This is a genomic window from Pantoea sp. CCBC3-3-1 (genome assembly GCF_007981265.1).
In the GTDB taxonomy this organism is placed as follows: domain Bacteria; phylum Pseudomonadota; class Gammaproteobacteria; order Enterobacterales; family Enterobacteriaceae; genus Erwinia.
Genome location: NZ_CP034363.1, coordinates 109,706 through 130,652, shown reverse-complemented (window position 1 = coordinate 130,652; position 20,947 = coordinate 109,706). Strand labels below are relative to the sequence as shown.

14 protein-coding genes are annotated in these 20,947 nt (G+C 55.5%); 3 read left to right on the top strand and 11 right to left on the bottom strand.

Annotation, left to right across the window (positions count from 1 at the left end; all coding sequences use genetic code 11):
* Positions 1-5 precede the first annotated feature (5 nt).
* The 4 genes from bcsB (EHV07_RS00480) to bcsR are packed head-to-tail and all read right to left on the bottom strand — an operon-like array spanning position 6 to position 5,853.
* Positions 6-2,315, bottom strand: a complete 2,310-nt coding sequence (gene bcsB, locus EHV07_RS00480; protein ID WP_147193812.1) for a cellulose biosynthesis cyclic di-GMP-binding regulatory protein BcsB — start codon at positions 2,313-2,315, stop codon at positions 6-8.
* Between the two features lie 21 nt (positions 2,316-2,336).
* Positions 2,337-4,931: a UDP-forming cellulose synthase catalytic subunit gene (gene bcsA, locus EHV07_RS00475; protein WP_147193810.1), complete on the bottom strand. Its 2,595-nt coding sequence runs from the start codon at positions 4,929-4,931 to the stop codon at positions 2,337-2,339.
* Positions 4,931-5,659 carry a cellulose biosynthesis protein BcsQ gene (gene bcsQ / locus EHV07_RS00470; RefSeq protein ID WP_147193808.1) on the bottom strand — a complete coding sequence of 243 codons (729 nt, stop codon included), beginning with the start codon at positions 5,657-5,659 and terminating at the stop codon, positions 4,931-4,933. Before bcsQ (EHV07_RS00470) ends, bcsA (EHV07_RS00475) begins: the two co-directional genes overlap by 1 nt.
* A complete protein-coding gene (gene bcsR, locus EHV07_RS00465) occupies positions 5,656-5,853 on the bottom strand; it encodes a cellulose biosynthesis protein BcsR (RefSeq protein WP_147193806.1) in 198 nt (65 codons plus the stop codon). Before bcsR ends, bcsQ (EHV07_RS00470) begins: the two co-directional genes overlap by 4 nt.
* A 177-nt stretch (positions 5,854-6,030) precedes the next feature.
* On the opposite strand from bcsR, the gene bcsE reads away from it, so the two are divergent.
* From bcsE to bcsG, 3 genes are read left to right on the top strand one after another with little or no spacing between them, the layout of a single operon-like run.
* Positions 6,031-7,575 carry a cellulose biosynthesis protein BcsE gene (gene bcsE, locus EHV07_RS00460; protein WP_147193803.1) on the top strand — a complete coding sequence of 515 codons (1,545 nt, stop codon included), beginning with the start codon at positions 6,031-6,033 and terminating at the stop codon, positions 7,573-7,575.
* Entirely contained in the window at positions 7,572-7,757 is a 186-nt protein-coding gene (gene bcsF / locus EHV07_RS00455; protein WP_147193801.1) for a cellulose biosynthesis protein BcsF, read from the top strand. Before bcsE ends, bcsF begins: the two co-directional genes overlap by 4 nt.
* Positions 7,754-9,403, top strand: a complete 1,650-nt coding sequence (gene bcsG, locus EHV07_RS00450) for a cellulose biosynthesis protein BcsG (protein WP_147193799.1) — start codon at positions 7,754-7,756, stop codon at positions 9,401-9,403. Before bcsF ends, bcsG begins: the two co-directional genes overlap by 4 nt.
* A 127-nt stretch (positions 9,404-9,530) precedes the next feature.
* Here the strand turns inward: bcsG and EHV07_RS00445 are convergent, their stop codons facing one another.
* The 7 genes from EHV07_RS00445 to bcsO all read right to left on the bottom strand — a co-directional run bounded on the left by EHV07_RS00445 (position 9,531) and on the right by bcsO (position 20,879).
* Positions 9,531-10,532, bottom strand: a complete 1,002-nt coding sequence (locus EHV07_RS00445; protein WP_371419659.1) for a glycosyl hydrolase family 8 — start codon at positions 10,530-10,532, stop codon at positions 9,531-9,533.
* 11 nt (positions 10,533-10,543) lie between these two features.
* A complete protein-coding gene (gene bcsD / locus EHV07_RS00440; RefSeq protein WP_147193797.1) occupies positions 10,544-11,011 on the bottom strand; it encodes a cellulose biosynthesis protein BcsD in 468 nt (155 codons plus the stop codon).
* Positions 11,012-11,013: 2 nt separating this feature from the next.
* On the bottom strand, positions 11,014-14,775 hold the full coding sequence (locus tag EHV07_RS00435; RefSeq protein WP_168199663.1) for a cellulose biosynthesis protein BcsC: 3,762 nt from the start codon (positions 14,773-14,775) through the stop codon (positions 11,014-11,016).
* A 47-nt stretch (positions 14,776-14,822) separates the two neighbouring features.
* The gene (gene bcsB / locus EHV07_RS00430; protein ID WP_147193793.1) at positions 14,823-17,213 is read right to left on the bottom strand and encodes a cellulose biosynthesis cyclic di-GMP-binding regulatory protein BcsB; all 2,391 of its coding nucleotides are present in this window, start codon (positions 17,211-17,213) and stop codon (positions 14,823-14,825) included.
* Entirely contained in the window at positions 17,210-19,306 is a 2,097-nt protein-coding gene (gene bcsA / locus EHV07_RS00425; protein ID WP_147193791.1) for a UDP-forming cellulose synthase catalytic subunit, read from the bottom strand. The genes bcsB (EHV07_RS00430) and bcsA (EHV07_RS00425) overlap by 4 nt, the downstream gene beginning before the upstream one ends.
* An 86-nt stretch (positions 19,307-19,392) precedes the next feature.
* On the bottom strand, positions 19,393-20,190 hold the full coding sequence (bcsQ, locus tag EHV07_RS00420; RefSeq protein ID WP_147193789.1) for a cellulose biosynthesis protein BcsQ: 798 nt from the start codon (positions 20,188-20,190) through the stop codon (positions 19,393-19,395).
* A complete protein-coding gene (bcsO, locus tag EHV07_RS00415; RefSeq protein WP_147193787.1) occupies positions 20,181-20,879 on the bottom strand; it encodes a cellulose biosynthesis protein BcsO in 699 nt (232 codons plus the stop codon). The genes bcsQ (EHV07_RS00420) and bcsO overlap by 10 nt, the downstream gene beginning before the upstream one ends.
* Positions 20,880-20,947: the final 68 nt, after the last annotated feature.

Genomic DNA, 20,947 nt, shown 5'->3' with positions numbered 1-20,947 from the left:
CTTCACTATAAATCATCCTCATCACCCAGACGGCGACGGCTTATGCTGCGCATCAAGCGCCAGACCAGCAGAGCAAACAGGATCACCACTATCGCCGCAAACAGAGCCAGCATCACCGGATGGGTGGCTAATGCATTCCACACCCGCTCCCACCATGGCAAATGGCCTACCCACCAGGTATCGCCAACGCGCAGGCTGTTCACACCCGATTCACGAATAATCGAGGCCGATCCAAAGATGGCGGCCCGTTTGTCGCTGTCAATCAGCGCACTATTGAGCAGCTTCCACGCTCCTGGACTATCTGCCAACAGCGCCACCACGCTACGCTGGTCGTGGAAAGGCGACTGGAAACTGATGATAGCGGCCATCGGGCCTGTCGAGCTGATCGTTGTATTGCTCTCTGCACGCAGATCGTCAGATGAAGTAGGGTTGCTGGCGAAATCATTCTGCCGGTTCGGTTTGTTTACCCAGCTTTTCGCCTTATCTACCAGCAAATTAATCTTGCTGTCGTCCTTCAGCTCCTGTGGGAGAGCACCGATCATTAACAGATCGGTATCCTGATCCTTCGCTTTGCTCCAGTCATCGCTCATCTGCACTTTCAGCGCCGGGAAGCCCGTTTGCGCCGAAATATTGCCCAACGTGTTCAGCAAGGCACTGACCTTATCCGCTTCAGGACGGTCATTAACCAGCACCAGCGTTTGGGCTAAATCCGCATTGCGGCTGAATGGGAAGCCCGCGTTGGCGAAGGCGCGCAGCGATGGCATTTCGATAAAATGCCGATAGCCGGAGAAATCGATGGTCGAATTATCCTCAATCACCACATGATTTGGCACGGTGGTGACCGTCTCACAGCGCCCTTCATTGGTAGCGTTGTTGTAGGTGCCGCCGATAAACAGGCTGGCGTAATCGAAATCAAAACGCAGCTGGTTGACCACACCCAGGCGCAAGGCCGGGATAGTAAGCTGAGTGCTGCCGTCCAGCAGTCCCTGTACCAGCGGAAGACGCAGCAGCTGTTTGCTGTTGTCCTGTTTGCGCGGTAGCGGGTAATCCTGCACAAACTGGTTATTCAGATTAACGGCCATTCTTGACCCATCATCCTGCACCGGCGAGGTGTAGCGATAATTGAGGTTCATATCGATGCCGCGAGCACGCACAAGGAAAAGATCCGGCGGCAGCTTCAGCGTCAGTGCAATTGGGTTCGGCTGCATACCATCGCTTTGCAGCTGCCCCTGGAACTGCTTTAGCTCACCAAAGGTCGTTGGACGGTCGGTTCGCACCCAGTTTGGCGCATCGTAAAGTTTACGCGGTTCAAGCTCTTTCACCGCATCGACGGTAGCGCTTTGCCCACGCAGCAGCCTCTCACCCTGAGCAATACCCTGTACCGCTTGCAGCAGATCGTTATCATCACGGCCCAGAATCAGCAGCATCTTTTCATAAGGATTCTGCGGCTGGTTAACGATGGCGACGGTAGGTTTGTCGACCGGCGGCAGGCCTTGCAGGAAATCGGGCCGCTTATCATTGGTCGCGAAAACCACCGCATGTTGCTGGTTGGGCAACTGATTATAAAGTACCGGGAAAGACTGACCGCGCCAGTCTGCTTTCGTCCCAAACCAGGAAGCCAGCACCGCAGCAGCGCGCTGTTGACCTAAATCAGGCGCATCGGCAAATACCATCGGTAAATTCAGTGGGCGGCCGTCACGCGAGTCGAAAAATGGCTCGGGGAAATGGGACAGATCGTCCTGCACCGGCAGTTTTTGCAACGTCAGCGCCAGCGAGCTCTCTTTGCCAATATCCAGCCAGATAGCGCTGTTAGCCGGGTTTTCGCAAAGATTAGAATAGTGGCCAACCAGCTCCATACGGACGCGGTTAAAATCACCAATAAAGCGCGGATCGAGCGGCAGCTGGATCTGGTTGGTTTTACCCAGCTGATCCTGGCTTAGCGGCACCAGTCCAACCATTTCATCGTTGAGATACACCTTCAAATGTGACATGGCGGGCAGCAGAGAAGGCGAAGGGCGATAGCTTAGCGTGAGGAGCGCTTTGGTCACCACTTCATCACTGCGCACGCCAAATTCAATCTGTCCCTGTGGGCGCGTCCCCTGCAAATTAAACGTCCCGGGCGGCGGCGCAATTTGGGCAAAAGTTTGCGTCACATCGCGCACCGGAGCGGCAGAATCGAGACTGGCCGGCTCAGAACCGGTACCGGCGGACGAGTCAGCGTTGACCATTGGACTCACGGGCGTTTCCGTTGCCGCGTGGGTCAGCGGCATAACGCCCATCAGGAAAGCAGTGAACCAGCTTAATTTTCTTGTCATCGTATCATCATCAACGTTACGTCAGAGGGAAGCCGGCTCAGGACGGCCGACACCCTTAGGGAAAAATGAAACTAACCAGCCTGTCAGGCTCGTTAATGCACTAAATAATTTGCGCAGCGGCTTCGGCCCGTATTCGGCCAGCCGCAGATAACCCTTAAAGCCCAGCACCATGATGTCTGCAAAACTTTGCATCGGTTTATCTTCCGGAAAACTGTCCTGCCACAGCGCCCAGGTATCGGCGCGGGCAAAAGTGCACTGGATAAATTCAACGTGCTGTTCCGTGGTCAACTTGTGCAGACGGATCCCCGCCCGGCGTCCGAAGGTGCGCTGCACATAGCAAGGGAAACTGAACTCCTGCTGGCCCCGACGCAGCAGCAGCCAGACCTTTTCGTTTTCGTTCAGCAGGTTTTCTTCACGCAGCTCAAGCCCAACCCCGCCGTCGGAATAGTCACGCAGCGTGCAGGGCAACATATGCCCATCTTCACGAGCCAGCGCCGCAGGCATCGCAATTTCTACCCTGTGTGATTCACGTAGCTGGCGCGCTTCCACGGAAACCGCTACCGCACCGCCAAGAATAATCATGTTGTAGATAACCCAAACCGCACTGACGATAACCGTCAGTACTTCGTTCGGCGGGCCGTAATGCAGACGCCAGAAGGCGGCGAGGATACCCGCGACGTTGATCAGCACCAGAAACATGTAGGGCCGGGTGATAACCCAGTCGAGATGCTGTTGCTCAACCAAACCGCCTTTCGCAGTCACGTTAAATTTCCCTTTATGTGGATTGAATAACGCGACGGTCGTGGGTCTGGCGATATACCAGGCCAGCACGGTTTCGTACACCTCGCTCCAGAAGGAGTGTCGCCAGCGTCCCTGAATACGGGAGTTAGTCAAACTGGTATGCATCATATGCGGCAGTACAAAAATAGCGATCGCCAACGCCGGAGCAAAAATGATGTAGGCATGAAACAGCAGGTAAGCCAGCGGTGCGAGCAAAAATATCAGCCGTGGAATACCGGATAAAAAGTGCAGCATGGCGTTGGCATAACAGAGTCGCTGCACCAGCTTCAGTCCTTTTCCCATCAGCGGATTATCAAGGCGGAAGATCTGCACCATGCCTCGCGCCCAGCGAATACGCTGGCCGATATGCGCCGACAAACTTTCCGTTGCCAGCCCGGCTGCCTGCGGAATACGGATATAGGCTGAGGTGTAACCCTTGCGGTGCAGACGCAGCGAAGTGTGCGCATCTTCAGTAACGGTATCAACGGCAATGCCGCCGATCTCATCCAGCGCCGTACGGCGGATAACCGCACAGGAACCACAGAAAAAGGCAGCATCCCAGACATCGTTCCCGTCCTGCACCAGACCATAAAACAGCGTGCCTTCATTGGGAGTACGGCGGAAACGCCCCAGGTTACGTTCAAAAGGATCGGGCGAAAAGAAGTGGTGCGGCGTCTGTAACATTGCCAGTTTCGGATCTTTGACAAACCAGCCCAAAGCCATCTGTAAGAACGAGCGCGTTGGCACGTGGTCACAGTCAAAAATAGAGACGAATTCGCTGCGGCAGGCCGTACGCAAGGCATGATTAATATTGCCCGCTTTAGCGTGCTCATGCGTCGGTCGGGCAATATAATGCACGCCAATTTCGGCGGCGAACTCGCGAAATTCCGCACGATTGCCATCATCCAGCACATAGATATTGATTTTGTCTCTCGGCCAGTCAATACCCAGCGCGGCATAGAGCGACGGCTTTACTACGCTCAACGGCTCGTTATAAGTAGGCACCAGCAGATCGACCGTTGGCCAGCTACTGACATCTTCAGGCATGGAGACAGGCGGACGATTAAGCGGCCACAGCGTCTGAAAGTAACCCAGAATCAATACGACCCACGAATAGGTCTCCGCCGCGATCAGCAGCACGCCGAACGTCAGGCTCACCGGATCGTCCCAGTTCAGCGTTGAGGTATAGCGCCACCACAAATAGCGACAGGAAATTGTCAGTGACAGCACGATGAGCATCATGGTGGACAAGCGTCCTGGAATACGACGCACTACCATTGCCACGCCCCACAGCAGCAGCACAAAGATAAACTGCGTGAACAGATCGAACGGTTGCGAAATACAGAGGATCGCCAGCGCCGTGGCTATCACCACGGCAAGGCCAAACAGGCATTTGCGAAGGAGCGGATTGATACGTCGAATCCGCCCTTCGACGCTTTTTTCCAGGCCACGAGCTTCGGCCCGTTCCGGCAGTTTTCCCAGCCAGTTATATATGCGCTGACGCAGGTTTCTTAACGTCAGTTGTCCGGCACGCTCGTTAAAGGTCATACCGCCAACGGGCATCACCAGCAGCAGCCAGAGGCTTTGCAGCAAAAAGCGCAGAATATCTGCCGGGCGTGGGCGCTCCGGGGAAATGTGTGGATAAAGCCGCCGACGCTGATGCAATACCCGTTGCCAGGCGGGCGTTTCAAAACGCAGCACAGTCCAGCCCAGTATGACCCAGAAGCACTGGATGACCGCCGTGAACGCCGGAGCGCCGTGGCTACGATAACCCGCATAGCGCTGTTGTAGCGCGGTCATTGCGGGCGCGGTCAAAAGCCAACGTAACGGCGCCATTACGCTTTCTCTCGCAGGTTAATCAGCGCCCAGTTGGCGAAGGTCACCATCCCTTCAGCCGCCAGACTCTGCGGACGATATTCCCCCAAAGGCTGCTTGTTTAGCAGCGCTTCGGCTACGGCTTCATCACGATGAATAGTCAATGGAATCAAATTGTGCAGGCTGTTAAACCATAACTGATGAAGATCCTGCTGCGCTTTGCTCACTGAGGAGAATTGATTCAGTAAAAACAGCGTATTCGCAGGAAAAGTCTGCTGATGCAGTCGGATATGACAGTTCGCATCCGGCACCACGACATTAATAACCCGATCGGCCAGCGCCAGCATGGCGCGCGTCCAGGGTGTATCTTCAGCGGGCAAATCCAGCAGGATCCAGGCATAGCTTGCTTTGAGTTCGGCAAGCTGTTCAGCCCAGGCCTCGCTATGCCGCGCAGACTGGCTGGCAAAGGCCAGACGTTCGGACTCGTTTAACTGACCCGCCGGGATAAAATCTAAATCGGGCGTATAGCGCAGCGCGCTTTGCTGCCATGGACCGTTGTCAAACGCGGCACGTAACCAGCCGCGAGGCTGCTCAAAAGGCATATTAAAATGCATTCGTAGCAAATTATGAGGTGATAAATCCACCGCTATCACGCTTTCACCCAGCTGGCTTAACGCCCATGCAAACGCTGCGGTTAACGAGCTGGTACCTGTTCCGCCCCGTACGCCCTGAAGTGCAATAACCGTCATTGCTGACTCTTGATCTGTACAGCAGTAGCAAATTCCGCCAGCAGCGGCCAACGGGTTAAAATACCGGCAAGCCTCTCCTGGCGCGCAATATCAATGTAGTGCCAGTTCTGTAAAGAAAAAGCCTTTTCGAGCGCACGAATATCATCCTGCGCTTCACGCGCAACAGGAAGTTTCGGGTTGGGTTGTTCTGTCATCGTTGATAGCCCCAGACGGAAGAAAAAATATGAGTCCGAAAAAATAAATTTTTAGGCCTGGTTTAAATCGGTTTGCTATAAGTTGTAATGTATATTAGCCAGAATACAATGCTGTTACACCATTTTTTAACGGGTCTACACTCAGTCCATGGAATAATCCGGGTTGCGAAATAACTTATGACACCTTCATTTACATTAGGATTCGACCAGGTCAGAGAAGAATTAATGCTGATGCAGCCATCAGGATGCTACTGGCTGACGGCTACGCGCCAGGAGGACGCACGTCTTTTGCTACGGCAATGCATTGCGGCCCAGCGTTCGGTAGCCTTAATCAGCGCTGGAAATTCTCCGGCAGAGCTGCTAACGCCTGCCCCGCAAGGCGGACCCGCATCTATTCCTTTGTTTTCATTGCCTGAAACCCGTAAAGCTCTGCTGGCTTTTTCTGACGATCTGCTGAAAGTGCTGCCCGAAAAACCGCGTCTGACGATATTTTTTGCCCCTTCTTTATTATGGGAAAAATTAAATCAGGAAGAATTAAGACTCTGGGTGAAAAAAACACAACGAAGCCTGACTGGAAAACAAATAACTTTGTTGATTATTACATTCGGTTCAGGGATTAATAATTTACGCAGTCAACTTCAACGTTTTTATCGCCACGTTGAGGGGCTGGCTCAACTCGACTGGCAGCAGGATAGCTGGAATTACCGTATTAACTGGTGGGCGAATGGCGAAGGAATGCTCGCCGATCGTGCATTACGTTTCACATTAAATGAAAGCCGCTTCGCTTTAATTGAGCAGACTGAACAAAACACGCCACTGACATTAAATGATGAACAGTTTTATCTGGCCCATAAATCCGTGCTGGAAGGCGCACCGCCGCTGTCTAATCAGTGGGCACTTTTTGATGATAATACCAGCACTTATCATCGAGCCGAGCAGGCGAATGCCGCCACCGTCATCTTCAGTTTGCAACACAGCGAGCAGATTCCCCAGCTGGCTGGACAGATTCACAATCTGCGCCGCACGCGAGGCAGCGGCCTGAAAATAGTCGTCCGCGAGATGCAAACGGCGCTGCGCTACAGCGACGAACGCCTGCTGCTGGCCTGCGGCGTCAATGCTATCGTGCCCTACAATGCCGCTATGTCACGCTTTCTCACGCTGCTGGAAGGCATTCAGGGACAGACGTACAATCGCCATGTCCCGGCTGACCTTACCGCGCTGATGCAATCTATGCAGCCGTTACAGGAACGGGGCTATCTGCCGCTCAACGCCTTCTGCCATTCGGTGAATTTGCTGGTGAATAACACCCTGCTACCGGAAAACGGCAAAGGGTTGCTGGTTGCGCTACGACCTGTCCCTCAGCTAAAGCCTGAGCAAGCGCTGACGCTCTGCAAGCCGCGCCGCTACGGTGATTTAGTGACGCTGGTTAACGACAGGCTCTATCTTTTCCTCTCTTCCTGTCGCTTCAGCGATCTGAACACGGCGCTGAAATTTATCTTCCAGCTGCCCCATGATGAAATCTTCACTAACCGGCTGGTCTGGTATGAAGATCTCCAGATCCTGTCTGAAGTCAGGCAGATGGCGGAAAAAGTCCCTACGGCCTGGCAGGATGCATCGGCACCTCAGATGCAGAAACAGGCGCCCACTGCCGCGCCCGTTATTGAGCGTCGTCAGCCGCAAAACCTGACCCTTGGCGAGCCACAACCGGATAATCCAACATGACCTTAATGGATGGCGTGCAAATCCTGATCCTGGTGATTTTGCTGCTAATGTTACTAAAACCTTTTTATGCCCGCTGGCTACCCAGCCAATGGCGGAGGCTGGTGCTGCGGGTTACACCGCCCCGTGCACTGAAATACGAAGGCACCTGGCGGCGTAATTCTTCAGAATCGGATAAGACATGAGTCAACGAAACACCCAAAAGCCTTCTGCTCTGCTCAACTGGCGCGGCCTGGGCGGCTGGAATTTTTATTTCCTGATCAAATTTGCGCTGTTGTGGTTTGGTTACCTCAATTTTCATGCTCTGACTAACCTGGTTTTTCTTGCGGCACTGCTGCTGCCCTTACCCGGTGAGCGGCTGAATCGTCTGCGCCACTGGATCGCCATTCCCGTGGGCATTGCGCTGTTTTGGCATGATACCTGGCTGCCAGGCCCGGAGAGTATTCTCAGCCAGGGCGGTCAGCTGGCAGGCTTCTCCGGCGCCTATTTACTCGATCTGGTCAATCGCTTTATTAACTGGCAGATGATCGGCACCGGCTTTGTGATGCTGGTGATCTACTTGTTTATTTCACAATGGCTGCGCATTACCGTGCTGGTTTCGCTGATGCTGCTGTGGGTGAATATTGTTAATATCGCTGGCCCCTCTTTTGCCCTGCTTCCGGGCAAAGAGGCCGCACCGCCCGTGGCGCTGAATACCGCCGCCCAGCCCAATAATGCCGCCGCGACAGCGAACGCCATGGATCAGTCAGCCCCGCCGACCAGCGCTAATCTGACGGCCTATCTCAACAAGTTTTATGAGAATGAAAAACAGCGCGTAACCCATTTCCCGGACTCGCTGCCTGCTGATTCAGCGCCTTTTGATATCCTGGTGATCAATATCTGCTCGCTGGCCTGGTCCGATTTGGACACCGCTCAGCTGCGCGATCATCCCCTGTGGAAACACTTTGATATCTTGCTGAGTAACTATAACTCGGCAACAGGTTACAGCGGTCCGGCAGGGATCCGCCTGTTACGCGCCAGCTGCGGCCAGGCGTCACACAGCGATCTGTATAAACAGGCCGACCAGCAATGCTACCTGTTTGATAACCTGGCAAAACTGGGCTTCAAAGAGCAGCTGATGATGGATCATACCGGTGTGTTTGGTAACTATTTGCAGGAGCTGCGTGATGATGGCGATTTGCAGGCGCCGTTAATGTCACAGACGGGCATCAAACCTTCGTGGTCTTCGTTCGACAGCTCGCCGGTATTTAATGATGGCGAACTGATGCAGCGCTGGCTGGACGACAGGCAGAAAAGCCAGGATGCGCGCAGTGCTACCTTCTATAACCTGATCCCACTGCATGATGGGACACGTGAGCTGGGAAGTACAAAAACCGCCCCCTGGCAACCACGAGCCAAACAGCTTTTCGATCAGTTGGATACTTTCCTTACCAATCTGGATAAATCGGGCCGTCGCGTGATGGTGATTGTGGTGCCTGAGCACGGTGCCGCGTTGCAGGGCGACAAAATGCAGATGTCTGGTCTGCGTGATATCCCCAGCCCGAGCATCACTCATGTGCCGGTGGGCATTAAGTTCGCGGGCATGAAAGCGCCTCACCAACCGACGCTAAGCGTGGAATCGCCCACCAGCCTGCAGGCGATTTCCGAGCTGGTTTCCCGCGTGGTAGATGGCCAGGTATTTAATGCTGCCAACGTGAATATGTCAGTACTGACGGAAAACCTGCCGCAAACGCAGGTCGTGTCAGAAAACGATAACGCGGTAGTGATGATGTATCAGGGCAAACCCTGGATCCGGCTGAACGGCGGTGACTGGGTCGCCTATCCACAGTAAATAAACGGGGCCGTAGGGCCCCGTTTTTGTAAAAGGGAGGATGTTTTCAATATGCAAAAACCCTGACCGACAGAAAGCGATGCTCTTTTGATTGCAGCCTTCCGTTACCACTAATGAACGCTGTCTTTCACCGATCTTTAAACGCCAGCCAGGCCAGCAATTTCAGGCTTGAAGAGTAGTAATCCTCTTTCTCATCCAGCCGATCCTCAAGATAACCCGTTTGATTTAGCGTTAAATCCCGCACGGCCAGCAGGCCACCTGCCATGTTATAAGGCGCTTTGTTGTTGTTCAGCACGTCAATCCACGCGGGCGTTTTCTCCCGGGAAAAATTCATCCAGAAATGCTGAAAAGGCACCAGTTGCAGACTTTGTGGGTCATACCAGTAAACATACAGAGGAACGCGAATAGCGTCATAGCTGAAGCGTGACGGCCAGGCGGTGGCAGGCGCTACCGTTCCGTCAGCGTTCAGTGCAACCCAGTCGGTCGGCAAGCCAGCCTGACCAAAACGCATCTTCGACAGCAAATCCATGCCGCTGTCGATCAGGTTGCTCCAGACTTTCAGATGACTGCGTGCAGCAAAATCCCGCCAGGCCGGAAAGAGGAAATAGGAGGGATTCAGCACCACGTAGCTGGTTTTATTAAAACCCTGGCTGCCTGGCAGCATCACCGTATGGCCGCCAAACGTCGTGACATCGCGGGCGATAATCGCTTTCTGGATGCGATCGGAAGCCTGTAAATATCCGTTATTCTGCCATTTCTGTCCCGCTTTCAGCAGCGCCCAGGCGATCAGCACATCGCCATCGGACGCGTTGTTTTTATCCGCGATAGGATCGGCAGCAGCCGGATTGTATTTCCAGTAAAAAAGACCATTTTGCGGGTTTTTCAAATTCTGCTGGGTCCAGCGCCACAGGCTGTCGAAGCCGCTGCGATCGTTGTACCAGACTGCCATCAGCATGGCATAACCCTGCCCTTCGGTATGGCTGACGTTGTTATTGCCGGTATCCTGAATGCGACCGTCGCTGGTCATAAAGCGCGTCTTGAAGCCGTTCCAGCTATCGGCCGCCACAGCCACCTGCATGCAGCCCAGCAGCATTGCCATCATCATTACGCTCGCCCTGAGCAAAGCCATGTTAACCTTCCTTAACGTTGATAGCGGAAATTCAGCGTTGCTTCGCTGTCGGTTTCTTCACACACCAGCGAGACCGCAGCACTGCCGCCCTGTTCGCCCAGCCAGCGTGAGTAAAGCCCAAGCAGCACCGCACCCAGCGCCAGACGCCACTGCCGTTGATCCATCAGGCCATCGCCTGGCGGCAACGCCATATGCGAAATCAGCAGAAAAGTGTCATGCGGCTGCACGTCAACAAAGCCCCAGTTGAAGCGTGCCAGCACGGTATTAATCTGCCGCTCCAGATCGGCCACGGTATTGGCGGCATCCAGCGGATAACGACTGGCAAGATTGTCGCCCATCTGTTGCAGAAAAGCATGGCTTTCACGCTCTCCGCCATTACGCAGCATACCGTTCATCATCACGCTCAGCAGATCGAACCAGCCGGGCTGATATTGCTGCTGACGATAGTAGTGCAGGGTGCGTTGTGTCAGATCACTCATGCTTATTTGTCCCCGAGCATATAGCGGAAGTAAAGTTGAGCGGTGCTCTCGTTGTAATCGCCGAACGTGTCGTAGCCAAGCTGGCCGCCAATCGTCACGTCTTTATTCACTTTATAATCCGCGCCCGCATGCAGATTATAGCCAATACCGTTTTTGCTGCCGCCAGCGTAATAAGCCTCGGTAGCGTAGCCAGCGTCATAATAGCTTTGTAACTGCGCCTGCTTCCCGGGATCGGTTGGGAAGTATGCACTGCGATCCTGCGACCAGGATTGATAGCCGACTGAGCCGCCCACTTTCACCTTCAGGTCGTCATAGTTTTTGCTCCAGTCTACCGGGAACGAAACGGCGACAAAATCCTGCGGGCTGAAGTAGCCGCCCTGACCGTAGCTGTAGTAACTGAGGTTCTTCGAGTAATCCATCCAGCTCATACTGACGCCGGTTTTTAATTCGCTATCCGCGTCATGATAAGGGCGAACATACGCGCCTGCCATCCCGTTCAGGCTCTGGTTGCTGGCTACGTTCTCACCGAGATAGCTGTAGCCGCCTGCACCAACGTAGAATCCGGCATCGCCGTTGTCGTAACTTAACAGCGCGTTACCGCCGTTTTTCGTCACGCGGCCCCAGCGCTTGCCGCTCAGTTTGTCTTCCATACCAACGTAAGAGAGCAGGCTGTCGGTCACAGCACGACGTTCGCCGGTCAGGATCAGCGTCAGGTAATCGGTTAGCTTAGGCGACCACTGAACGCCGCCCACCAGCGTGCTGAGATCCTGCCCGAGCGGCGTTGAGCCCAGGTCGATTTTGACGTTATCGTTAGTCAAACCGAGGTTGACCTCGACGCCGGAAGCCGTTTGCGAGCCGGGTGAGTTCAGCAGCACGCCTGACGGCGCAATAGCATTCGCCTGAGCGATACGGCCCTGTTCCAGCGCCTGCGTGCCTACCCGAGAAAGCGAGGTGCCGGAAGCGCTGCCTGCGCTAAGCGTGACGGGCGTCAGCGTAAAGTTGAAGCGCGTATTGCCATACGGCACGGTTGACCAGGTCAGTGGTGCTTTCGCTTCGGTCAGCTTACTCAGCCCTGATTCGCCATCACGCCCTCTTACCTGCACAGCGCCCTGCGCCCAGGTGCCGGTTCGCTCCTGCAAATCGTCCATCATCGTATCAATCTGATGCAGCGTCTGGTTCTGCTGAGTCGGCACATCGGTACCGGCTGTCTGTACCGCGTTATCCGCTGCCGCACCGTGCTGCCAGGGCATAACGGAACCATAGGTTGACGGCGTCCGGCGCTGAGGCAGCGTCGTCCGGTTAACAAACGGGTTATCCGCCAGCGCCATCCCAGCAATCACTGGCGATGCGCCGCTTTCCGTCCCTTGCAGGCCAATCATTTTACTGCGAGCAGTGCGCAGGTAAGTCAGCGCCTGCTGCTGATCGCCTTCTGCTTCCGCCACGCGCGCCATCAACAACAGGCGTTCTGGCGTTTGTTCGCCGCGTAAACCTGCCGTCAGCGTTTTCGCTTTCGGCAAATCATGGCTGGCCAGCGCCACGTCAATCGCGCCCATGCGGGCATCCTGAGTTGGCGTGTCGCGGGTTATCAGGTAGTCATAGACCACGCCCGCTTCTTTGTTCATTTTGCCCGACTGATACAGGCGGCCCATCGCAAACATCAAATCCGTGTTCTGCGGATCGTGCTGCAATGCGCCAATCAGCTTGTCATACGCGGCGGCATATTGTCCCTGAGTACGCAGGCGATCGGCTTCGTTGATCAGGTAGCCGTTCTGAATACCGGCCAGCTGCGTCGGCGTACTGCGTGACTGCAATTCGGGATTCGCCAGGAAGTTTTGTGCCTCATTGCTCAGTCCTGCCTGGTTTAATACCGCAACCTGAGCGGCATAGTCGCCCGCGTTGCCCTGCACCCCGCGCTGCATGCTGTTATGCACTACCGACACGGCAGTATTGAGGTCGCCTGCCGCGGCCAGCCCTTTCGCCAGATTCCCGGCATCCGCCGGGTTTTTCGGTGGATTAACTGCCAGTGCCTTCAGCGTATTTGCCGCCGCCGTATTGGAACCCTGGGCCAGATACTGCTGCGCTACGGCCATTTGCAGGTTGAAGTTCACCCGCTGCGCCAGCTCACGCATCTCGTGGTTCTGACTGCTGGCAGGCACTCGCGCCAGCAGCGTTTGCGCCTGCTGCCAGGCACCGCTTTCGCTGGCGAAGAGCGCCGCGGCGTAAATTTCGTTGCTGCTCGCTCCCGTACGGAAAGCGGGCTGCATCACGCCTGCCGCCTGCGAGGTATCACCCTGCTGCTGATATAAACGAGCCAGATCGAGCCGTAACCAGCCATCGGTCGGAAAACGCTGGATACCCGCTGACAACAGAGCAATGGCGCGCTGAGGATCTCCCGCCGCCGCAGCCTGCTTCGCTTCACGACGTAGCGGATCGCTGGTGCCGCCAGGACGAGGCGCGACGCTTTGACGCACGCTATCGGGCAGCGAAGAGAGCAGAGAATTCGCTTCAGCGCCGCGATTTTGCTGACGCAGGACGTAGAATAATCCCTCTTTGGCCAGCTGGTTATCCGCATTGCCTTGCAGAATGGCACGGTAGGTTTGCTCTGCCGCTTCAGGCTGATTGCTGCGGCGCTGCACGTCAGCGCGGAACAGCTTCGCCGCCACACCTTTTTCGCCTTCGGCCTGCGCCAGGGGTTCGCTCAGGCTTAACGCCTCAGCAGCGTTGCCGCTTTTCAGCGCCTGTTGCGCGGCGGCCAGTTGACCATAAAAACGCGCATCGGCAGCCTGTTGCTGGCGCTGCTGGCTGTTGTCGCCACCCAGCTTCGCCGCGCGATCGAGATAATCGGCCGCCGCCGCATAATTGCCGTTACGCTGCGCCACGTAACCCAGACCTGCCAGCGCGTCGGCATCCTGCGGGTTAGCCTGCAAAACGTGGTCGAAGGCCGTTTGCGCGCTGGAAACATCGCCGCTGTTCAGTGCAGTAAAGCCCTGGCCTTTTTCAGCGCCGCCGACATTTTTACGGTAGTAATCCAGCACGGCGCGATCATGCGGATGACGCTGCTGATAATGTTGATACAGCGGCGCATCGTCCGGCTGTGGGCCAAGCCATAACAGCGCCTGACGCAGTGAACGATCGGCATCATCATTACCGTCGGCCATACCTTCCAGCATCTGTAGCCCTTCGCGGCGCGTCGATTCCTGCCAGGTCAGTGCCTTGCCCAGCGCCAGCCGGGCACCGGTATCCTGCGGATGCACGCTGGCGAACTGGCGAAGATTGTCCACGGCCTGCGGCAGTAGCGTTCGGTCGCCCGCCATGGTCAGATAGTACTCGGCAGCCACGCTGGCTGGCGGTTCGTTGCCGCTAAAGGTATTGCGCCAGGTTTGCAGCGACGCCGCAATGTTACCGCTGCGAGCCTGCTGGCGCGCCAGCGAAAGCTGGGCGGTCGGGATCGATTGCAGCTGGCGGGCATTATCCAGCTGATCCAGACGTCCATCCTGTGGTGACGCCTTGCTGAGACGATCGCGCCATTTTGTCGCGGTCGCGTTGTCGCCGCTCTGCTGCGCCCAAAGCGCCATCAGGTACAACGCCTGCGTATTGTTACCGTCAACCATCAGCACTTTATTCAGTGCTTCCCGCGCCAAATCGTCATGCGCCTTCTGGTGCCAGTAGCTGGCCTGGTCGAACAGCGCCTGCACGGCAGGATTACCGTCGGCGGCAAGCACCGGAAACGCCAGCGTCGTCGTCGCAAGCGTGAAAACAGGCATCCACAGAGTCAGCCCGCAGGTAAGCGTTTTTCGTTTCTTCATGGTCTTCACTTCTTCTCGCCTTTGCGAATTTCATTCTGCGGATTCAGACGCTTCCAGGCGTGACGCTTCAGCAATACGAAGGTGCTCAGACCCACGACGACAGAGAACAACAGCGCCAGCAATGCCAGCACGACAGCGTGCTGGTTGGCATACCAGATAACCATGCGATACCACTGCATCTGACCGCTCGGGAACTGCGCGCCCACGCGGAAGCTGCGAATACCGTTTTCATCAGTGATGATGGCGGTATCGCCACGAATGCCGGCATTAATACGTTGCGATGTCAGATCGCTGTGCAGACGCAGCAGCTGCGTATCGTCAGTGGCCACTGTCATCACCACCAGTCGGGCGCTGTTCCACGGCGAGCGATAGCTGACAAACCCACGCCAGTCTTCATTGGATGAGAAGTAACGATCGGCATCGATGGCCTGACGGTTCCAGTCTCCGGCCAGCCAGCCGCGCAGGTTATCCAGCATGTTGGGTTCTTTTACGCCCAGCGTATGGCCGTTAACTTCATAAGGAGACTGTTGCAGCATCGCCCGGTTAAAGGCGGTTTGCGGCAGGGTGGAAACCGCCAGCACGTCACTGTCTTTAATGTGCTTCAGCAGGCTACCGCCGTTCGGTACGCCGAATATTACGCTGTTGTGATTCAGCGCCACGCCGGTGGCATTACCGGAACGCCCGGCCATATCCAGCAGCGTACCGATTTCCGCATCGCTTGGTTTTTCCGGCAGCATCAGCACGGTTTGCGAATAGTCCGCAAAACGGGTGAACGGGAAAGAGGCCCCGACGAAATAGGAGAGATTCGGCAGCAGCGTAAAGTGGCGCGTATGGCTCAAATCGATGTAAGAGTCATCCTCAATACGGCTTTTGATGTTGTTGTTAGTCAGCACGCTACAGGGCGCGGTGGCTTTCGGTTTGATGTTGAAATAGAGCTGTAGCTGGTTGTCGCCGTAAATCAGATAGGGATCGAGCTTCAGGGTATAGCTTTCCTGACGGGCATCGCCGCCCAGCCGGTGCCAGATATTCTCCAGCAGGCCAACCTTATTGACCGTCAGGTTGCGCAGGAAGGTGTCGTTCAACCCGACGTTCAGGAAGGAACTCTCTTCATCAATCCAGCTTTCTGACGGGAAGCGGTAATTCAGCTGTACCGGTAGCGTATCGCCATCCCACAGGAATAAATCGGGCGCGGCGCGGAAGTTAACCCGCAGCGCATCATGCCAGATACCGGTGGTGGTCAGGCTTTGATCCTTCCGCAGCAGATCGCCAAGACGTACCGGGCGATCGGTGTTGATCCAGCGCGGTGCGTCATAGGCTTTGCTCAGCGGAATGGTCTGCTCGGCCACGGACAGCGAGGGGCCGTCAACGCTCAGCGGCTGCGTCAGTCGCCAGGCCGCCTGTCGCAGCGCGTCGTCGTCGTTGCCGATCACCAGCATCAACTTATAAACCGGATTAACCGGGTTATCGACCATCAACAGCGTTGGGCCCTTCACCTGCGGCACGGTCAGGCCCGCAATGTTTTCGCCGGGTTTGGCAAAGACAATACCGTTTTTTTCCGGCATGGCGTTGCGCAGCACCGGGAAGCTGATGCCGCGATAGTCAGTTTGAATGCCCATCCAGGAAGAGAGGATAGCCGCCGCGCTGACTTTACCCGGCGTTACCGCCTGGCCAAATACCATTGCGACGCTTGAAGGCGTCATGCGCAGCGGATCGATAAACGGACGCGGGAAGTTGCGCAGCGTGTTGCCCGTGTTCAGCTGCTGCCCTTCCAGCGACAGCGTTGTGGCTGGCAGAATAGTGACCTGATACTGGCTGGCGCTGTTGCGTTCACACAGCAGCTGATCCGCATCGTTAATTTTGAAGCTCAGGTTATTGCTGGAGACCACCATGGCAGCCGGGATATCCAGCTGATATTCCTCGCTTGCCGCGTCGGAAGCGCTCAGCGGTAACGTGCCCAGCGGCTGGCCGTTTAGCATCAGCTGCATCGACGTGTTGCGGGCTGCCAGCGCAGGCGACACCTTCAACGCGAGGTTAAGCCGCGCGTTGGTAATAACCTGATCGGAAGGCAGCGTGAAGACGATGCCCGACTGAAGCTGACCGCCGGTTAACAGAATGCCGTTGGTCTGGCCCATCTGCGCCACGGAAACGGTACTCGACAGCGGCTGGTTAAGCGGCACGTTGCTGGTCTGAACCGGCACATCGGTGATGGGCGCAGGCAGCGGCGGCAAGCCCGCAGGCAGACCGCTGGCGCTGTTTGGCTGCCCGACACCCGCTGGCGGCGGGATCTCAGAAAGTGCGCTGCTATCCTGCGTCACGCTTTCCGGTGCCGCCCAGGCCAGGCTACCCGCCGTCAGCAGGCTGGTCATGCAGAGCGCTGAAAATATCAGTTTTTTCATGCTACGCCATCCTCTTCAACCTTCACGGTTTGACGTTTCGCACGACGATCTTTCCAGGTCAGCCAGAACAGTTCAAATACGGTACGAATAATGGTTAACAGCGAGCGCAGCGGTTTATCTTTTGGCCCTTCTGGCTTAATCCATGCATCCGCACGGGAAAGCACCACGCGCACCAGCTCGCGCCGACGAGACAGCGGGATCTCATCGAACTTCAGGCGGATAACGCCGTTTTCCGCGCCGATAATGCCAACGGGAATGGAAATCACCCCCGATTGCAGCATCAGATCGATCGCTTCGATGACATCATTTTCATGTCGGTTATCAGGCGCATTGACCTGCACGCCGCCCATCGACAGGTTCACCGTGGTCGTGCGCGAGGAAATACCGCTGACATAGTGCAGCACCACCGGAATGCTCACGTCGATACGGATCGTTTTGCGCGTTTGCTTGGTTTCCCGCGCGACAGCAATCGCCGCCATCAGGATAATCAGGCTGAATATGGCCCAGCCGACGTTCAGCGCAATCACAAAAGGGTCTACGCCAAAATAGTCGTGCGCCACGGCACGCACCAGCCCATACACCACGCCAGCGGCTAACAGGAAGGCGCAAATAACGTGTGGACGGACGATATTGAAGTCAAAGAAGCCCACATTCAGCAGCCCGCCTTTATCCGTGACGTTAAACTTGCCGTGTTTTGGCGAGAGCAGGGTTAATAGCGTGGGAATAACCAGATGGAAGGCCATTACCGTTTCATAAATCTCGCCCCAGAAGGTCGCGCGGAAGCGGCCATTCATCCGGGAGTTGACGTACAGCGACATCACCAGGTGCGGCAACACGTAAGCGAAAATCAAGCCAGCCGACGAGTGAATAATGTTCAGGTTAAACAGCAGGTAAGCCAGCGGCGCGGTCAGGAAGATCACCCGCGGCAGGCCAAACTGGAAGTGCAGCATCGCGTTGAGATAGCACAGCCGCTGCTGCCATTTCAGGCCACGGCCAAGCAGCGGATTATCCACCCGGAAAATCTGCGTCATGCCACGCGCCCAGCGGGTACGCTGAATAATGTGCAAACCTAAACGTTCCGTCGCCAGCCCTGCCGCCAGCGGCAGCGCCAGAAACGCGGACTTCCAGCCCAGACGCTGCATTTTCAGCGCGGTGTGCGCATCTTCCGTGACGGTTTCTGTCGCAAAGCCACCAATCTCTTCCAGCGCGGAACGGCGGATAACCGCACAGGAACCGCAGAAGAAGGTGGCGTTCCAGTTGTCGTTACCCTGCTGTACCGGACCGTAGAATAAAGCCCCTTCGTTGGGGATGGTACGCGCCGCTTTCAGGTTACGTTCAAACGGATCGGGCGAATAGAAATAGTGCGGCGTTTGCAGCAGCGCCAGTTTCGGATCTTTGAGGAACGGGGCTACCGTCGCTTGCAGAAAGGTGCGGGTCGCCACGTGATCGCAGTCGAAAATGGTAATCAGCTCGCCTTTGGTAATACGCATGGCGTGGTTCAGGTTGCCCGCTTTGGCGTGGCGGTTGTCATCGCGGGTGATATAGCCGACGCCAGCATCCGCGGCAAACACCGCAAACTCGCTGCGCTTCCCGTCATCCAGCAGGTAGATTTTGATTTTATCGCGCGGATAATCAATACACTGCGCGGCCAATACCGTATCGCGTACCACATCCAGACTTTCGTTATAGCTGGGTACGTAAATATCGACAGTCGGCCATAAGCTGATGTCATCCGGCATCGGTTCGATGGTGCGTTTAAGCGGCCAGGAGGTTTGCAGATAGCCAAGGATTAAAATAACCCAAACATACAGCTCGGCAAGAAATAAGCCGATACCCAGGATCGCTTCCACTTCGGAATTAAAAGCCAGCGTTTCAGTGGCACGCCAGTAAATATAACGCGTTGACATTAATGCCGAAAGAAAGACCATCACCAGGGAAATCTTATGGCTTTTACTTACACCCAGCACAAACAGAATGGCAATACTAATCAGGCCAAAGATATATTGTTTCTGGCTGTCCATGGGGGTGATAACAATCACTGCGGCAAGCGGGAATAATACCAGCAGCAGCAGGTAGTACAGGACTTTATTCATAGGTCATCCTGAAAACAAACACTATTATTAGCGGAGCGCAAACGCGCCCCATGATTTCAGGAATGTATCCTGTACTCAGCCGTTAGCTAGCGCGAGCGCAACGGGGCCTGCATTTCACCATCACCTACCTTGATATCCAGCAGCGCCGCAACGCGCTTGCCCACTATTTCGATATCAAAGGCCGCTGCGGAAACCGGGCTGAAGTCATAAATGGATTGCTGAGAGGCGTTAGCCTCTGCCACGCTTTCATCACGGTTTACCACGCCAAGCAAACGGTCGCCCAGACGCTGCTGCATAAAGGTCGTGACGTCACGACTGATGTTACGGCGGCTGTCGCTTTGGTTAAGCACGAAGAAGTGACCAGCCCGCTGATTCAGCGCGCCGCCAATCATTTTTTCGTTCTCAATTTGCGGCAACAGCGATAGCGAGGCGGTATCCGCCAGCATGACCACAAGGTGTAAATCGGCAAGATCGGTCATTGCCTTTAGGGCGGGCCCGGGGCCTGGAGGAAAATCAGCCACGATAATCAGGCCAGGATAGTTCAGAACGGTTTGCAGACCACGCTTAAGAAAGTTAGGGTCTTGCGATAAATTCCCTTCAAATTCAACGCGCTGATCCTCAGTAACGTCGCCGTACGGCATCACAAAAATATTACCGCCGGTGGTGAGGATAGACTGACTCCAGTCTGGTGATCCGGCCGATTTCGCCACAAAACCACGCCCGTCAGACAACGGCACGCCAAAATGCAGGCGTAAAGCGTTCTGCACATCGAAGTCGATGGCTAACACTTTGCTTCCGCCGCGAGCCAGCGTGTAGGCCAGGTTAGCTGCAAGCGTGGTTTTACCTACGCCACCTTTGGGAGAACAAACACAAACTAACGGCATAAGGCAATTCTCTCCAACAGGGGTTGCAGCAGGGTATCTTTGGATAAGGTCCTGGCTTCAGATGTGGCGCTAAACAGCTGTTTGAAACGCGGGGTTTCCGTCTCGACTGCGCTACGCGCGACAGGCCGGGCCGGTTGCGCGACCGGAAGCGGCGCAGATTTTTGAAGCTGGGTGAAAATATCTGTCGATGCCTCTTCGGCAGCGGGACGAACGTCAGTTTCCGCAAAACCAGCATGCGCCTGTGCAATGTCAACGGGCACCGATCCGGCAGCATAGTGTGCGTCAGCTGCGGCTGGCGAAATGGCGGTTAACGCAGGTTTCAACGAAGCCGATACGCTCTCCAGCAGTGAGCGACTACCCACATCCGCGGGCTGAGCCGCAACAAAAGCAGCCACGCTGCCTGCACGCGGTACGGCAGCAGGTGGCGTGCGGCGTGCGGGCAGATCAGGGCGGGCCTGTAACGGCGTAGCAGCCAGGCTGAATGTATCTTCTGCAATAGGCTGCGGCACCGCGACGTTAATACTTTGACCATTCCCTAAGGTCGGCGTGGTGCTGTGGTTCATCAGCTGTTTGATGATCGCCCAGTTCGCACTGTCTGAATTCTTTGTCTGTTCAGACATATCCTTGAATTCGATATGGTTTGTATGCGTTTTCTCTTTAAAACGCTGCAGATCGTCATAACTTTTCATGGGAAGGGTCACGAGGTGTGGAAAATTTCGCGGCAATATATCATATAATATCCGCTTACATGAGATTA